Below are 16,840 nucleotides of genomic sequence, written 5' to 3' on the forward strand. Positions count from 1 at the left end.
AGCTGGTCATCTCAGGACTCCATTCGCTTGCCGAGGCGCAGCTGTATGAGGGTGAGAACCAGAAGCACCAGTCCCATGAGAACCGATGCGGCCGACGCAAGTCCGAAGAGGCGAAGGTCGCTGCTGAACGCCATCTGGTAGATGTATTGGACGATGAAGCTGTTGGCCGTGCCCGGGCCACCGCCGTTGGTCAGAACCCACGCCTCATCGAAGATTTGCACGGATTTGATCATCAGAAGGATGAAGACGACCAGCAGGTTCGGGGCCAACAGCGGAAGCGTGATCCTGAAAAGCGTGCGGCGCGGCGAAGCGGCGTCGATGGAGGCTGCTTCGTAGAGTTCCTTCGGGATCGCCTGGAGGCCGGCGAGCAGGATGAGCGTGTAAAAGCCCATATGGAACCAGACCGACACCACGACGACGAAGAAACGCGACCAGCCGACATCCAGCAGGAAAATCTCCGGGGGAACGCCGATCATCTGAAAGAAGGCGTTCAGCAGCCCGTTGCGATCGAGGAACCATTTCCAGATCAGGCCGATGACGACGGGCGACAGCAAGACGGGATAGAAGAACATCGCCCTGAAGAAGCCGCGCGCAAAAATCGCCCGGTTGAGGATCAGCGCGGTGATCAGCGCCACCAGCAATGTGGCGACGACGTTGAACGACACGAACCAGAGCGTATTCCACACCGCCGTCCAGAACAGCGATTCCTGGCAGGTTCCCGGCTGCAGGTAATTGCCGCAGGAAAGCAGCGTCCGGAAATTGTCCAGGCCGACGAAGGGCCGCTCCGACACGAAAAGATTGGTGCCGCCGGTGAAGGCGTAACCCACTGCAATCGCGATCGGAAGGAACGTGAAGATCGCGAACAGAACGAGGTTCGGCGCCAGGAACAGCCATGGCATGCGCTTGCGGCCGAAGATGCGTTCAATCACATTAATCGGGGCTTCGACCACCCTCATTGCCGTTTCTCCTGTCTGCGACTGCAATGCACCTGCTTTGAGCGCCGCCATCTTCAGCGTCTCCCCTGTCCGGGCCGCCGGCCAAAGGCCAGGCCGCTTTCGGGATCGAACAGATGAACTCGTTCCGGAGCGGCGTCGATCGAGATCAGGTCGCCTTGCATGGGCGCGAAATGGCCGGCCTCATGAATGATGATCTGCTCGTCGTGGCCGGCAAGGTTGCCGTAGACATAGGTCTCGGTGCCGAGGCCCTCGTGATACTGGACGACGAATGGCAGTCCTTGCTCTCCGACGCGTGAAAAATGCGCAGGCCTTATACCGGCAAGAACGGCCTGCCCGACCGCGATGCCGGCAGGGTCGACATCGCTGACGATCTTGCCGCCGTTGTCGACATCGATGGCCACACCGCTTTCACCGATAGCCGAGACCTTGCCCCTGATGATGTTCATGCGCGGTGAGCCGAGGAAGCCGGCGACGAAGAGATTGCGCGGGTTGTCGAAGAGTTCCAGCGGCGCGCCGACCTGCTCGACCCGCCCGGCGCGCAGCACGACGATCTTGTCGGCCATCGTCATCGCCTCGACCTGGTCATGCGTCACATAGACCATCGTCGTCTTGATCTCGCGGTGGAGCTTGGTGATCTCAGCCCGGGTCTGGACGCGCAGCGCCGCGTCGAGATTCGACAACGGCTCGTCGAAGAGAAAAATATCCGGTTCGCGCACGATGGCCCGGCCGATGGCAACACGTTGGCGCTGGCCGCCCGAAAGTTGCTTCGGGCGCCGGTCGAGATAGGGTTCGATCGCCAGCATCCTGGCGGCCTCGGCAATGCGCGCCTCGATCTCGGCGCGCTTGAACTTCAGATTTTCAAGGCCGAAAGCGAGGTTCTTGCGAACGCTCATATGCGGATAGAGCGCGTAGGACTGGAAGACCATGGCGATCTTGCGCTCGGCCGGCGAGAGTGCGCTGACGTCCCGGCCTCCGATCGCGATTGCCCCCGACGTGACCTCTTCGAGGCCAGCGATGACGCGCAAAAGGGTCGACTTGCCGCATCCCGACGGACCGACGAAGACAACGAACTCGCCGTCCTTGATATCGAGTTCGACGTCGTGCAGGACTTTGACCGAGCCATACGATTTGTTGACGTTGGAAAGTTTCAGTTCTGCCATGCCCCACTCCCATCGGGTGCCGCCGTTTCGAAGACGACGTCAATTGCGTTCCAGCCTTGCGGCAGCGGTGTCGGCCTCGTGATCCGCACCTCGTTCATCAATATCCCGGCAACCCCCGCCACATAGATGGCCGGCATTCCGTCCGGATAATTCTCAAGACCGATCACCCGCCCGTCCGAGCCGCGCGTCCAGGCATTTGCGCGGCCACCGCCGTCGACCTTCGGGGCAAGATCGGCACTGGTCGGGCGCAGGTCGTAGGATTGAGCGGTGCCGAGTTGCCCCGGCTGCTGTTCTAGGCCGATGCGTCTCAGCGATACGTTGCGGATGCCGGCCGGTGCGGCCGCAATGACGGTGATCGCCCCTTGCATCTGCCCGCTGACGTCCTCGACGATGAGGTTCCCGATGGCGCCCGCAGGGCGCTCGGTGACACGGTCGACGACATTAACGGTCAGCGCCTCCCCGGATCCCCAGAACCCATCGGGCGTTTCGCGGCACTCTACCGCGATCCGCGAAAACCGGACGTTCGATATCCGGCCGCCGTCGCGCGAAAATATGCCGAGCGCCCGGTTGGATGATGAGACACTGCAATCCTCGAAAGCGACATTGGTGATGTCGCCATGGGTTTCCGTGCCGATCTTCAGCGCGCAGCTGAGGCTCTGAACCGAGCAGCGGCGGACAAGGATATTTTCGCATCGGCCGATCGCTACACCATCAGGACCGATACTGGTCTTCAGGCAGATGCCGTCATCGGCCGTCGATATCGTGCAGTCCTCGATGACGGCGCCGCGGCAGGCGTCGAGCACGATGCCGTCCGTATTGGGAAGGCGGCGGTCGTTGTCGATCGTCACGTTCCGGACTCTGACATCGGTGCAATCGACAAAATGCAGCGTCCACATAGGCGAGCGGCTGATATGCAGCGCGTTGATCTCGACCTCGTCGCAGCTCTCGAAGACGACGACGCGGGGACGGAATTCGGCGGGGGTGAAAGTTCCCACCGTCTCGTCATCTCCGATGATGAAGCTGTCGCCGCCGGCTTCGATACGCCCTTCCCCCGTCAGGCTGATCCGCTGCGCGCCCTTGGCGACGATCATGCCACGGTCCGACTTCTCGGCGATCACCGAAACAATCGTATGCGCGTAGGCGCTATAATCCGGAACGGGACGCAGGATCGCGCCGGCGGCGAGATGAAGATCGACACCGGAGCGAAGGCGGAGCCCCCGGCAGATGTGGATGCCTGCAAGCAGTTCCAGCCGTCCGCCGCCGGAAGCCGATAGAGCATCGATCGCCGCCTGAAGGCGGGCCGTGTTGTCGCCATGGACCGCCTCAATCGCGACGAGAGATACAGCGCTCATTGGCGACGACCGTTTTCGAGGATGACTTCGGTCAGCAGCAGCATGGTCAGCGCCTGGCCGTAAGGCGTCGGCACGTTCGGGATGCGCCGGTAGAAATCGAGGTCATGGCCCATCGGCGTGCCGTCCGAGACGCCGTGAACGATGCCTTCTTCGTCGATCTGCGCCAGCACCGCTGCAAGCGCGCGCTCCGCATAAGCCTTATCGCTATCGTCGAGAATGCCGGCATCGACGGCGCGCAATATGCCATAGGCAATGCCAGCCGTGGCCGAGGTTTCCAGCGGCGAACAGGGGTCGTCCAGAAGGGTCGTGAACATCCCGTCCGGCCTCTGGTACTCCTTCAGCGAGCGCACCTGGCTGACGAGAACGTTCGAAAGGAACCGCCGGTCCTTTTCGCCAAGCGTCGGAACCAGATCGAAGAGCTCGGGAATGGCGACGGTGATCCAGGCATTGCCGCGCGCCCAGAAGGCATTGGCGAAATTGTGCCGGCCGTTGAAGGTCCAGCCGTGATACCAGAGACCGCTCACCGGATCGGAGAGGTAGCGGGTGTGGATCACGAACTGATAGACGGCCTCGTCGATCCAATCGTTGCGCTCGCAGAGCACGCCGGCTCGGGCGAGAAACAGGCAGGCCATGAACAGCGTATCGTCCCACAATTCGCCGTCGTTGAGGCGCTCCTTGACGACGTGCTGAAAGCCGCCCTCCTCGGTCTTCGGCAATTCCTTGACCAACCAATCGGCCCAGTCCTCGACGAGCGCGCGAAAATCCGGACGGTCGACATGCTGGACGAGGATCGCCAGCGGCAGCATCGGCGCCGTGCTGTTGATCTGGCGCGGCGGCAGACCGCGTTCGATCTGGCCGGCATACCAGGCGACGAGCTCCTCCAGCGCCTTCCGGTCATTGGTGGATATGGCCCGCCGCAGGAAGCCGTAGAGGCCGACGCCGACTTCCCAGTCCCATTCGTCGAACTGGATCCCGGAGGTGGAGCTTCCGGTCACCAGACCTTCCTTGATGCCTCTGAGCCGGCTGAAAGCCGTTGCCACCCGATCGATCGTCGTCAGGAGGGCGGCGTTGTCGACAGATGTAGTGTTCATGCGGGAGCCCTATCTTTCAGGAGTAGAACGGTCTGTCAGCGCCGGCGCCGGAGGCCGCACTGTCGTGGGTGAGGATCGGGTGCGGCTGATCATGCATGAACGGCCGGGGCTGGCCGGCGATCGAAAGACCGTCGGCATAGGAGAGAGAGATCGCCGGGCCACCCGGCGGCGTCAGCGCAAGGCACCGAAGCGCGGGATCGAAGGATACCGTCGTCTGGCACAGGCGCTCGAGGAAGGCTTTGAAGGCGTCGCCATTGCCGCACCCAACGATGGCCGCCCAGCCGCAGAGCGGCCCATAGGAGCGCGCCTCGCGACCGCCGGTCGGGCCGTCGGTGATCAGTTCCAACCCGTTCGAGGCCCAGAGGGCGGAAAATCCCCTGCCCGATCGCGCGATCAGCCACTTGTCTTCGATGATGAGATCGTCGAGCCCATCGCGGCCGATATAGGCATGCATCCATGCATGCCGTGCGTCGCAAGTATCTTCGATCAGGAGGGCGACGTCGCGATGCTGGGCGACGCGGGGCAGGATGCCGTTGCCGGCCCAATAGGATGGCCTTTGATTGCCCCAGGGATCGTCCTCGCCGGGATGATTGACCCAGAGTCTCGCCATCGGATGGCCGGCCAGCCTGATATCGAGAACATGCTGCTGGTGCCCCTTCTGGCCAGTCTTGTGATCAATGACCGTCGAAAGCTGCGCCGCCTCGTTCTTGAACAGCACGAGTTTGCCGCTCTCAAGCCCCTGGCTGTAACGCGCCTCGACGCTTCTGCCCCGCGAAAGTGCTGCAAGCTCGGCGAGATCGGCGGGCGGCTCGTAGCCGCCGGCGCAGAACATGGTCAACGCGGCGACACCGTTGTTCAGCCAACCAGTTCCGAAGGCGACCTGGGCGAAAGGCGCGAGCTCGGTCAGCGGGCCGGCGCGCAATTCCTTGTCGTAAGCGCGGCCCTGCGAACCGGCCGGAACGCCGGCCAGAGTATGAAGAGCGATCATCCGGAAGATGAGGTCGATCTGCCCGCGAGAACGATCGGCGATCTCGCTCTCGGCCCAACGTTCCAATGCGAGCAGGCCGATGAAATCGATCGGGTAATAAGCGGCCGAATTCCACTCCGCCAGGCCATGGGCCTCGACGCTGTCGAACCAGCGCCCGAGGCGCGTGACGGCGAGTTCCGCCTGCTGCCGTCCCGTCCGCCCCGAAGCCGAGAATACCGCGTCGGGGAGAAGAAGCCCGGCCAGCAGCTGACTGGTATGGAAGCAGAGCACGTGGTTCTCGCTCCAGAACCACATCGCGTCATTGCCCGGCTCGTCGACCCAGTAACGGTAGGAGAGAACGGAACGGCGGATGCGTTCGACCGTCGCCTCGGGCATCCGGTCGCCATAGGCGCCGAGCAGCCACAAGAGCGGCACCATAATGAAATCAGAGCAATCCTCCCGTGCCTCGATCGAGGCAAGTGTCGCGTCGACGATGCGGTCGAAGCTTTCCTGGTCTTGATGGCCGATTTCCATCATCGCGATCAGGCGCCCGGCGCGGTTGGCGCCGAAGCGGGCGCTGTATTCCAACGCCTGCTGCTTGCGGGCGGCAAGCGACGGCTCGGGCGGCAATGGCGAAATGCTGCTCATGAACGCGGCATCGATGACGCGGCTGACCGAACCCGGGCCGGAGCCGATCGTCATGTGGATACCGTGATAACCGTCGGCAATGCCGCAGATATCTTCGGCGATCAGACGGCTCTGATGGGCGCGCAGGGTCAGTTTCGAATGGGCGAGAACGGGCCGCTCGTGGCCATGGCCGACGACCTTGAGTTCCACCGGCAGGTCGCGCTCGGGCGCCGTGTCGAAGATGATCTCCAGCGGCTGGTTGACGAAGACGTCGCGGGCCGGCCGCACGCCGCGTGACAGCGCTTCCAGCTCGCGCACCTCGTCCTGATCAAGCGATACCGGCAGCAGCACGCAGAGCGGCTCCTTGTCCAGCATTTCGAGCTCGAAGAACCAGGTCGTGTCGCGCTCGGCAAGATCTTCGGTATGGACGAGAATCTCATTGTCGCCGGCATCGAGCGACAGCGCTATTTCAGTTGCGCTTTCGGTGTTGCGCTTGAAGGGCTCGAAGCGCACCGTCTCCTGCCCGTTGACCCAGATGCGAACGCCGCCGCAGGTCTTGAGCGCGAGATTGAGCGTGCGCGGAGCTTCCGTCCTGAACGTGCCCTTCAGCCATCGCCTGATATGCGTCGGCACATGCCAGAAGCTGGTAAACTCGACGCGGCGGTTCGAGCCCGGGAGATACAGGCTTTCGGTCGGCCAGGACGTGTCGGCGATGAGCGCCCGCCCCACCATGGTCGACCAGAAGGCCTTGCGACACGGCAGGTCGCCGACGTCGACGAAACCGTTGATGAAGCGATAGTTCACGCGATCTTCGGCGAGCGCCGGCTCGCCGGGGAAATAGCTGGCGATGAGGCCCGAAACGGCCCATGCCGTTATCGTCTGGCCCTCGGCCACGCTATAAGCCGGCGCCACGTCACCCGGCTGCTTGATGCTTTCCGTTTTCACAGATCGCCTCCTCCGCAATCAAATGAAAATATTTTCATTATGTTATTCGAGTGCTTGATTTTTGAAAATTGCTCAAAAACATCGCTATTGGCATAGAAAATAGCTTGACGGAATGAATGTCAAGTATATGAAATTCGCCTATCGACGGTTTATGCCGCGATTGATGAAAATGTTTTCATGGGAGGATGAAAATGAAAACCTGCCTTTCAGGGGCTTTCGCACTGGCGCTTGCCACCGTTTCTTTTGCATGGTCCAGCGTGGCCATGGCCGAAACCCAGACGATCACCTTTCTCTTCACCGACGACGACCAGGCTTACGTCGAGCGGATGGAAGCGCTGAGCAAGGAATTCGAGACCGCGCATCCAGACATCAAGGTGAATTTCGTCTCGTCGGGTTATGATGCGGTCGCCAAGCAGCTGCCGGTGCAGCTTGCCGTCGGCGAAGGCCCGGATATCGCCAAGATCACCGATTGGCAGCTGGCGCCCTACTATCTCGATATGCGCCCCTTGATGAAAGACCCGGATGGTTTCGCCAAGCTGCACGGCGACAGCCTGAACACGCTTCGTTTCCCGGGCGTCAACGATCCGAACTCAATCAACGGCTATGTCGCGTCGCAGACCTTCAACCTGCCCTTCGTCAACAAGACGCTCTTCGAACAGGCTAAGGAACCGCTTCCGAAGCTGACCGCCACCTTGAAGGACATCGTCGAAGCTTCCGCGCGCGTCGCCAAGGCGACCGGAGCCCAGATCCCCTTCACGATGGACCGCTCGGGCCACCGCTTTTCCGGCGCGGCCTTCTCCTACGGCTCGAACTACGTCAAGGACGGCAAGTTCGCCTTCCCCGACGACGCCGCCAAGCACTACATCACCGATCTCTATAACTGGACGAAGGACGGCTCTTTCCCGAAGGAAATGTGGGGGGCGGCCGGCGGAACCCAGTACAAGAACATGGGTGACGAGTTCGTCAACGGCAATGTCGTGACCTATGTTGCCGGCAACTGGATGGTCAATCCGTTCCAGAAGAAGATCGGCGACGCCTTCGACTGGACGGCGATCAACGCACCCTGCGGCGATGCCGGTTGCTATGCGATGCCGGGCGGCACCGCGATCGTCGGCTTCAAACGCACCAAGTACCCGCAGGCCGTAGCCTCCTTCATCGAGTTCCTCGGCTCTGAAAAGGTCCAGCGTGAAATCGCCGAAAACTACGTCATCCTGACCGGCGCCGACATCAAGGACCCGCAGTACAAGCTCGAGAGCAAGAACGCCAAGGACGCCATGGCCGTCTTCCTTGCAAGCCGTGCCAGCGCACCGAAGGCAGCCCGCGACCTGGAACGCCTCAAGGGATCTTCGGCCATCTATCAGCTCATCGTCCAGCGCATGAGCCAGCTGATTGTCGGCGAGCTTTCCCTCGACGAGACATTCAAAGCGATGAGTGCAGACGTCGACAAGGTCAACGTGGCGCTCGCTGCCAACAAGTAACCGGCCGCGCCTGCGCCCTCCGCAGAATGCGCGCTGTACAGCCACGGTCTCGCAACGGGCCGTGGCTGATCGTTTTTTTTGCTCTGCTCACATTGCCGTCTCTAACAGTTCGATCGGTTTCGAATTGTCGATGACCTGAATCACGCTACGTCTTGCCGATGGAAAGGTAGCGTCATGAATGTCATCGAACGAAACTCACGGTCCCGCTCGGACCTGAAACCTGCCGCTCTCGCCATTCTCTGCCTCGGCGTGATCGTGGCGCAGGTCGACACATCGGTCGTCAATCTGGCGGTCCAGCCGATAGGCCTCGCCCTCAAGGCGTCGGTCACGCAATTGCAATGGGTCGTCGACGCCTATAACCTCGTTTACGCAGCACTTCTCATCAGCGGCGGTCTGTTTGCCGATCTCTACGGCCGGCGCCGGATGTTCGTCATCGGCTGTGCTGTTTTTACCCTGGCGAGCCTCGCCTGCGCCTTTGCCCCGACCATCGCGATGTTAATCGTGACCAGGGCCTTGACGGGCCTCGGCTCCGCCCTCCTCCTGCCCGCGTCGCTTTCGCTGATCCGGGTCATCTACCGGGATGAGAAGGTCCGCGCACAGGTGCTCGGAATCTGGGCCGGCTGCAATGGGATGTCGCTTGCCTTCGGTCCGACTCTCGGCGGCGTCCTGATCCACGATTTCGGTTGGCGATCCGTCTTCTTCGTCGTCATCCCGATCGCGTTGATCGCGGCGGCAGGAGCGCGGCTTTTCATTCCGGAAAGCGCGGATCGGCAAGGCAGGTCCTTCGACCTGCCGGGTCAATTGCTGGGGATCGCATCCCTCACCGCCCTTACCCTCACCGCGATTGAATCATCGCATCTGCCGCCACTATGGACTGCGCTCCTGGCAATCGGCGGCGCGGCTCTCCTGCTGCTCTTCGTCATGGTGGAGAAGCGCCTGGAGCAGACGGCCCTCGTTCCCATCTCAATGTTCCAGGACAGCCAGTTCCGCGGCGCAATGGCCGGAACGGCGGCGATGACCTTCGGCATGTATGGCACGCTGTTTCTCTTTCCGCTTGCCTCCTTGGGCCTCGGCCGCCTGGCCTCGATTCAAGCAGGACTGTCGCTGTTGCCGATGGCCCTCAGCTTCATCGCGATCTCACCCTTCTCAGGCTCGATCTCGGAGCACCTGGGGAAGAAACGCACCATATCGGCAGGGCTGACGCTGATGGGCATGGGCAACCTCCTGCTCGGCGCGTCCTTCCTGGCCGACTGGTTCATCGCCGAAGAGATCGGACTGCTGCTGACCGGAGTCGGCATGGGCATGGCGACCGGGCCTCTGACCGCGGTCGCGGTTTCAACCGTGAGCGCCGATCGCGCCGGCACGGCGAGCGCCCTGATAAACGTTGCCCGCATGGTGGGCGCGACGATAGGCGTCGCCTTACTCGGAGCGATTTTCGCCTTCCTGGGAGAAGCCGAAACCGGCTTCATCGTCGCGATGTCGGCCGGCGGCGGCGTACAATTACTGGGGAGCTTCGTTGCCTGGCGCTCACTCTGAACGCACGGCTGGGCGACTGGTGCGAAGGCGTCGTGACACGAGCCTCCTGAGAGGCTATAGGCGTTGTCAGCCTTGGCCAGCCCCAGGCGCCATGTCAAATCATAAGCGCCGGCACCCGGTCATTACGCCGGCGACCCAGCGACTGTCTACCGTATAGAGGTGCATCTCCATGCCGATGGGTTCCGAGCATCCGCTGCGCAGGGAGCTTCACAACGAGTTGCATGCCCGGCCGTCGCTTTATTTCGATGGCGACACCGATGTCTGGCATGTCGCGATCGTCGGCGACAATGCCCCTCCCTCGATCCTGGAGCGCCTGCCGGGATTGGAAGATGTCACTATGACCCTCGGGGGCAACCACGGCATCGGCCGCGTCGGCGCCGGTCGGCTGAAGTGGGAGGCGCATACCGAGTTCCTGACCCTCACCTTCGTCGTTCCCGCTTCGTCCGAACCCGGCAGCAATCCGCCGGAAGCCTTTCAGGCCTGTTACCGTCAGATCGAAGGAAAGGTCATGGCGGCCATCCGAGTGCTGGTGCGCGACGAGAAGGATGGACAGCGTCTCGAAAAACCAAAGCTGGACTATGTCGCATCCCAGGTCGGCGGCGGCGATGCGGAAGTGCATTCGAACTTCCGCCTGACCGACAGCGGGTTCGTCGAATTCCTGTTCTTCAACCGCAACCTCAACGCCTATCGCACCGGCCGCATGGTCCGGCGTTTCCTGGAAATTGAGACATACCGGATGATGGCGCTGCTGGCGTTACCGATGGCGCGCGAGACCGTCTCGAGGCTCTCAGCTTTTGACCGGCGCCTCGATCTGCTGATCGCGCATATGCAGAGCGCCATCAAGGTCGACAAGGCGCTGCTGTCCGAGGTGACTAGGCTCTCTTCCGACGTGCTGAACTTCTCCGCACTCGCCCGCCACCGCTTCGGCGCGACGAAAGCCTATGCCGAGATCGTCGCGAGCCGGCTCTCCGAGCTCAGAGAAGAGCGGGTCGAACAGAGGCAACGGCTGGGTACGTTCATCGACCGGCGCTTCCAACCGGCTGTGCGCTCGGTCTATGCGGCAGAGCGGCGCCTCGATGAACTGGCCGAACGCGTCAGCCTGGCCGGAGACTTGCTCAGAACCACCGTGCAGGTTCAGCTCGAAGATCAGAACGCCTCGCTGCTGACGTCGATGGAAGAGCGGGCCCGCATCCAGGTGCATATCCAGCAGGCGGTCGAAGGCTTCTCCGTCATTGCCATTACCTATTACACCGTCGGCCTGGCGAAGATTTGCCTCGAAAGCATTTCCGAACTGGGCGTCGATCCGCACGTGACAAAACTCGCTGTTCTCGGCGCTATCCCGCTCGTGCTCTTCGCCGTCTGGACCGCTGTCCGTCATGTGCGCAGGAGCATCGCCGGTGCGCCGCACGACCCGGCAGCCGAAAGCCACTGACGCCGGGCCTACCACACCGCGTCCACCGAAATAGGCAGGAGCGGCGCCGCCCTTCCAGCGGCGCTCCTAGATTATCTGCATCAGCAGAGCATCACGATGCCATTGCGTATAGATTATCTGCATCAGCAGAGCATCACGATGCCATTGCGTAGTGGCGATGGTCCGATGCCCGGCCGCTGCTCGTCCTGAACCGCAGCAGCAGCTGGGCAAGGCTTTCGGTTTCCTGTGTCAGGCTCTGGGCGGCCGCCGTGGTTTCTTCGACCATCGCGGCGTTCTGCTGCGTCACCTTGTCCATCTGGTCGTCGGCGGCCGAGACCTCGCGCAGGCTTGTCGCCTGTTCGCGGGCGGCAACGGCGATCTCGGCGACGGTCGCATTCATCGCAGTGACCTGCTCGACGATCTGTTCGAGCGAGAGGCCGGATTGGCCGACCAGCTCGACGCCGGTCTTGACCTGCGCCGAGGAGGTCGAGATCAGTTGCTTGATCTCCCTTGCCGCATTGGCAGAACGCTGGGCGAGTTCGCGGACTTCCTGGGCGACCACCGCAAAACCCTTGCCGGCTTCACCGGCGCGCGCGGCTTCGACGCCGGCATTCAGCGCCAGCAGGTTGGTCTGGAAGGCGATCTCGTCGATGACGCTGATAATGTTGCCGATCTTCGAGGACGAATTCTGGATCTCCGTCATCGCGTCGATGGCGCGGGCGACGATCTCGCCGCCCTTTTCGGCATTGGTGCGGGCCGTCGCCACGACGGCCTGGGCGCGGCCAGCGCCCTCCGCCGTGCCGTTGACGCCGCGGGTGACGTCGCCGAGTGCTGCGACCGTTTCTTCCAGGGAGGCTGCCTGCTGCTCGGTGCGGCGGGCGAGATCGTTGGAGGCCGTGGAGATTTCCGACAGACCGGACCGGATGGTGGCGACCGCGCGAATGACGGAGTCGACGGCTTCCTCGAGGCTCGCAACCGAGTTGTTGAAATGATCCCGGATCCTGACGTAGCGATGGTCGACTTCGCCGACGCGGACGGTGAGATCACCCTTCGACAACGCATCGAGGCCGACGGAGATCTGGCGGAAGGCATGTTCCATCACCTGCGCATCGCTGAGCCGCTCGGCCTCCTGGCGGAGCCGCTCTTCTTCGGCGGCCAGGCGAGCCCGTTCGGCATTGGCTTCCGCGATCAGCTTGGCGCGGCCGGTCTCCTGGAACACTTTCAGCGAACGCGCCATGGCGCCCAGCTCATGGCGGTGCTCGACGCCCGTTATTGCTATCCCTTCCTCGCCGCGGGCAAGCTGCTCCATCGACTGGGCCATGTTGCGGACCGCCGAGGAAATCAGCCGGCCGACGAAATAGGAAAGCACGAGGCCGATGACGATCAACAATCCGCTGATGGCCAGCGTCGTGCTGGTCGCGGAGGCAACCGTTGCGTCCACCGAACCATCCAGGGTCTTCTGCGCCCCCGCGACAGTTGCCTGCAGGTCCTTGAAACCGCCTGATATTCTCGGTGCAAGCACGCCGAGCTGCGTCTGGCGGATGTTGCCCGAGGCCTGCAGGACGTCCTTCATGTCGCCGAGACGGGCGGTGTAGTTCTGCATGAGCTGGCCGGCGCCCATCAGGCGCTTCTTCTGCAGCTCGTTCTTCGCGGCCTTGGCGGCGGCTTCATTGAGGCTGACCGCTTCGGCAAGTGCAGCTTGCGCCGTGTCATAGGCCGCAAAATCGTTGGAATGCACGAAGCGCTCAGAGAAATAGAGACTGCGGTTCAAGGCCTCCAGCGTCGCCGCCGTCATTTGCAACAGGGCCACATCGTTCTGGCGCCAGGCGCTTCGCACGACGTCGTTGAGAGCAATGCTGGTCCAAGGGCCAAATTCGGTGACCTTGGAGATCAAGGCGTCACGCCGGGCCTGAAGAGAAACGATCTGTTCGAAAGCCTTGCCATAGGCAGCAATGTCCTGGCGGATCGCGGCAAGGCCGGATTGCAGGTCCTTGTTGCCGGCAAAACGCGGGTCGTCGGCGTCGAACGCCTTCACGCCGGCACGGAAGCGGTCGACGACATCCTGCGTCGGCGTAGAGCGGAAAGCTTCAGCCGACATCTGAATCTCGTTCAGCTGGTCGCTGTAGTCCGATATGGCGAGGCTCTGGCCTGCCGTGGTGCGATAGGAGGCGAAAATCGAGGCGAGCCCATTCATGCCAGAGATCGCGCTGACCGTGAGCAGGCTCATCAACAGGATCAGCGGCACGAAGCCGGAGGTGATCTGTGCGCGAATGCCGAATTTATTCCAGAAATGCAACATCATAGTCCTCTTATGCTCACTGGCTCTTCGGCAGATACTGGGCAATGGTCTCAGGTGTGACGAGCTCGAAGGGAACGTTGTTTTCGCGCGGCACCTTTTCCTTATTGACGAGCTTCACGGCAGCATCGACAGCCGTCGCCCCCTGCCCGACGGCGCTCTGGAGAATGGTGACGTCGAGATCGCCGGCCACCATCGCGGCCAGCGCGTCGTCGGTCGCGTCGACGCCGGCGACGACGACGTCCTTCATCGGGATATTGGCCTTCTTCATGGCGCGGATCGCGCCGAGCGCCATTTCGTCATTGTTGGCGATGACGGCATCGAATTTGACCCCGGCCGCGAGCCATTCCTGCATCTGCTGGTCGGCATAATCGCTTGACCAGTAAGCGGCCTGCCGTTCGACGATCTGAAGGCCCTTGCAGTCAGGCGTGGCGATGACGTCGGAAATGTCCTGGGTGCGTGCGCGGGCGGCCGCATGGAAGGGTTCGCCCATCAGCACGACGACGCGGCCTTTGCCCTTAAGGAGGGAGCAGACCTGCTTCGTCTCCAGCGTTCCGGAATCCTTTTCGTTGGAGGCGACCACCACCTGATTGTCCGGCAGGTCCAGCAGGTTGGAGGGGACGTTGTTGATATAGACCAGCGGAATGCCTGCATCTGCGGCCATCTTGGTCATTTGCGGCCCGAGGTCGCCATCGGAGACCGCAAGGATAATCGCGTCGACCTTGTCGGCAATGAGCTTCTGAACCTGCTTCTTCTGCAGCTCGTTGTCGCTCTTGGCATTCTCGGTGACGAGCTTGAGGCCGGATATCGTCTGCCCATGCGCGACGACACCGTTTAGAAGCGCCGTTCTGAATTTGTCGAGATCGGACATCGAAACCCCGATCGTCTGGGCATTGGCGGCAGAGATCGATATCGCCAGGGCGATGGATGCAAGCGTGGCCGTTTTCATGAGTTCCCCTGGGCAAGTCGGATAGAACTGCGTTATTTCAAATTTTGGTTAAATTTTACTTTTCGACGCGAAGCAAAAGTTAAGCGCGAGTGTATTTTGCGGCGCGGGAGCGCCATCTTCGGCGGCCACCAGCCGAACTTGACCAGCTTCGCGTCGAACCTGACGCGGCACGCTCTAATCTGTTTTTTATATAAATTATCGTCCGCCGAAGCCGGACCCGACGGAGATGCCTTTGTAGATTATCCTCTGCATCACGATGGCTAGGATGACGCCCGGCAGCATGGAAATCGTCGCACCCGCCATGATGTAATTCCACGAAGTGCCCTGCTGCGTCTGGAACAGGGTGAGCCCGAGCGGCAGCGTGGCTTTTTCGATGCCGCTGGTAGCGATCAGCGGCCAGAGGAAACTCTTCCATTGCGCGATGAAGGTGAAGAGCGACAGCAGGCCGATCGCCGGCATGGCAAGCGGAACGATCACCGTGACCAGGATACGCAGGCGCGAAGCGCCGTCCATCATCGCCGCCTCGTCGAGATCCTTGGGAATGCCGAGGATAAACTGCCTCAGCAAAAACGTGCCGAAGGAAGAGAAGGCGACCGGCAGGATCATGCCGTGATAGGTATTGATCCAGCCGAGCTTGCTGACCAGCAGGAAGAGCGGGATGACCAGCATCACCTGCGGGATCATCAGCGTGCTCAGATAGGTGAGCAGCAGCCCTTCCCGCCCGGGAAACCTCAGCCGAGCGAAGGCGTAGGCGGAAAGGCATGAAACCGCGACCACGATCGCCGTCACCCCACAGGCGACAATAATGGAATTCAACAGGAAGGTTCCGAACGGCAGCGAAACGAAGGCATCGACGAAGGTGCCCCACTGATATTCCTCGGGCAGAATGCGGACCGGCACGGCCATCACTTCGGCATTGGAGCGCACCGCATTCGACACCATCCAGAAAAATGGGAAGAGGAAAAGCAGCGCGACCAGCGAAATTCCCGCATAACTCATAAAGGTGCCGGCGCGCCGTAGGATGCGCTGCCGATCCGCAGAGACGGAATGCGGATGCCGTGAGGTCGGGTCAGTCGTCATAATGCACCCATTTGCGCTGCATGTGGAACTGCAGAATGGTGAGCGCCATGATCATGACGAACATCACCCAGGCAAGAGCAGAGGCATAACCCATCTGGAAGTTGGTGAAGCCTTTCTGATAAATGGCAAAGCCGAGTGTGGCCGTCGCCGAGCCTGGGCCGCCGCGCGTCATCGCAAAGATCTCGTCGAAGACCTGCAGCGAAGTGATCGCCGTCATCACGGTGGCGAAGAAGACGGTCGGCGAGATGAGAGGCAGGCGGATGCGCCAGAATTGCTGCCAGGCATTGGCGCCATCGATCGTCGCCGCTTCGAGATAATGCTTCGGCACCAGATCGAGCGCGGCGTTGAACATCACGACGTTATAGCCGACATTCGCCCACAGCGTGACCAGGATGATCGCCTGCATGGCCCAGGTCGGGTTCAGCAGGAAATTCGGCAGGCCGAGGCCGAGCGCGCGGATGACGGCGTCGGCCAATCCGTCCGGCGTGAAGATTAGCAGCCACACCACCGACGCGGCGATCGTCGGCGTGAAGGTCGGCAGGAAGAAGATCACCCGGAAGATCGCCTTGCCGCGCTTCAGGCTGGATATCCAGACCGCAAGCGTCAGCGAAACGGCAATGTTCAGCGCCAGGTATTCGACGGCGAAGAACAGCGTATTGCGCAAGATGGTGTAAAACGCCGGATCGACGGTGAAGAGCTTGATGTAATTCTGAAAGCCGACGAAGGATGGCGTCGAGATCAGCTGCCAATTGGTGAAGCTCAGCGCCAGCGACGCCAGGATCGGCAGAGCCATGAAGATCATGAAGCCGAGGAAGCTCGGCAGCAGGAACAGCATGGCGGTCTGGGTCTCGGGCATCAGAAAGCGCCGTGGCTGACCGGGCTGCAGCGGAATTTCGGCGACGGCGCTTTGCGACATGTCTTCCTCCATGCGTGACAATCCTGCCGCGGCGAGAGCTGGCGCATGACCCGTAAATCGAAATCAATTGTCCGAA

At 61.7% G+C, this 16,840-nt stretch carries 12 protein-coding genes; 3 read left to right on the forward strand and 9 right to left on the reverse strand.

Annotated elements, in window-relative coordinates:
- Window positions 1–11 precede the first annotated feature (11 nt).
- From HJB82_RS02710 to HJB82_RS02730, 5 genes are read right to left on the reverse strand one after another with little or no spacing between them, the layout of a single operon-like run.
- Window positions 12–1,007, reverse strand: a complete 996-nt coding sequence (locus HJB82_RS02710; RefSeq protein ID WP_221139533.1) for a carbohydrate ABC transporter permease — start codon at window positions 1,005–1,007, stop codon at window positions 12–14.
- Between the two features lie 2 nt (window positions 1,008–1,009).
- Window positions 1,010–2,116, reverse strand: a complete 1,107-nt coding sequence (locus HJB82_RS02715; protein ID WP_221139534.1) for an ABC transporter ATP-binding protein — start codon at window positions 2,114–2,116, stop codon at window positions 1,010–1,012.
- A complete protein-coding gene (locus tag HJB82_RS02720; RefSeq protein ID WP_221139535.1) occupies window positions 2,104–3,468 on the reverse strand; it encodes a glycoside hydrolase family 28 protein in 1,365 nt (454 codons plus the stop codon). The genes HJB82_RS02715 and HJB82_RS02720 overlap by 13 nt, the downstream gene beginning before the upstream one ends.
- On the reverse strand, window positions 3,465–4,559 hold the full coding sequence (locus tag HJB82_RS02725) for a glycoside hydrolase family 105 protein (protein ID WP_221139536.1): 1,095 nt from the start codon (window positions 4,557–4,559) through the stop codon (window positions 3,465–3,467). The genes HJB82_RS02720 and HJB82_RS02725 overlap by 4 nt, the downstream gene beginning before the upstream one ends.
- Window positions 4,560–4,575: 16 nt before the next feature.
- Window positions 4,576–7,098 carry a hypothetical protein gene (locus HJB82_RS02730; protein ID WP_221139537.1) on the reverse strand — a complete coding sequence of 841 codons (2,523 nt, stop codon included), beginning with the start codon at window positions 7,096–7,098 and terminating at the stop codon, window positions 4,576–4,578.
- 191 nt (window positions 7,099–7,289) lie between these two features.
- On the opposite strand from HJB82_RS02730, the gene HJB82_RS02735 reads away from it, so the two are divergent.
- From HJB82_RS02735 to HJB82_RS02745, 3 genes are all read left to right on the forward strand, one after another.
- Window positions 7,290–8,576: an ABC transporter substrate-binding protein gene (locus tag HJB82_RS02735; protein WP_221139538.1), complete on the forward strand. Its 1,287-nt coding sequence runs from the start codon at window positions 7,290–7,292 to the stop codon at window positions 8,574–8,576.
- 174 nt (window positions 8,577–8,750) lie between these two features.
- A complete protein-coding gene (locus HJB82_RS02740) occupies window positions 8,751–10,112 on the forward strand; it encodes an MFS transporter (RefSeq protein ID WP_207584676.1) in 1,362 nt (453 codons plus the stop codon).
- A gap of 169 nt (window positions 10,113–10,281) precedes the next feature.
- Window positions 10,282–11,544 (forward strand): DUF3422 domain-containing protein, encoded by a 1,263-nt coding sequence (locus HJB82_RS02745; RefSeq protein ID WP_221139539.1) that lies wholly within the window; start codon window positions 10,282–10,284, stop codon window positions 11,542–11,544.
- A gap of 133 nt (window positions 11,545–11,677) precedes the next feature.
- Here the strand turns inward: HJB82_RS02745 and HJB82_RS02750 are convergent, their stop codons facing one another.
- The 4 genes from HJB82_RS02750 to HJB82_RS02765 all read right to left on the reverse strand — a co-directional run bounded on the left by HJB82_RS02750 (window position 11,678) and on the right by HJB82_RS02765 (window position 16,764).
- Window positions 11,678–13,822 (reverse strand): methyl-accepting chemotaxis protein, encoded by a 2,145-nt coding sequence (locus HJB82_RS02750; RefSeq protein ID WP_221139540.1) that lies wholly within the window; start codon window positions 13,820–13,822, stop codon window positions 11,678–11,680.
- A 16-nt stretch (window positions 13,823–13,838) separates the two neighbouring features.
- Complete coding sequence (locus HJB82_RS02755) at window positions 13,839–14,768, reverse strand: substrate-binding domain-containing protein (protein ID WP_221115108.1); 930 nt, start codon at window positions 14,766–14,768, stop codon at window positions 13,839–13,841.
- Between the two features lie 195 nt (window positions 14,769–14,963).
- A complete protein-coding gene (locus HJB82_RS02760; RefSeq protein ID WP_221139541.1) occupies window positions 14,964–15,848 on the reverse strand; it encodes a carbohydrate ABC transporter permease in 885 nt (294 codons plus the stop codon).
- Window positions 15,838–16,764, reverse strand: a complete 927-nt coding sequence (locus tag HJB82_RS02765) for a carbohydrate ABC transporter permease (RefSeq protein WP_207584671.1) — start codon at window positions 16,762–16,764, stop codon at window positions 15,838–15,840. Before HJB82_RS02765 ends, HJB82_RS02760 begins: the two co-directional genes overlap by 11 nt.
- Between the last annotated feature and the right edge of the window lie 76 nt (window positions 16,765–16,840).

The sequence above is a fragment of the Rhizobium sp. NZLR10 genome (assembly GCF_019685125.1).
Taxonomy (GTDB): domain Bacteria; phylum Pseudomonadota; class Alphaproteobacteria; order Rhizobiales; family Rhizobiaceae; genus Rhizobium.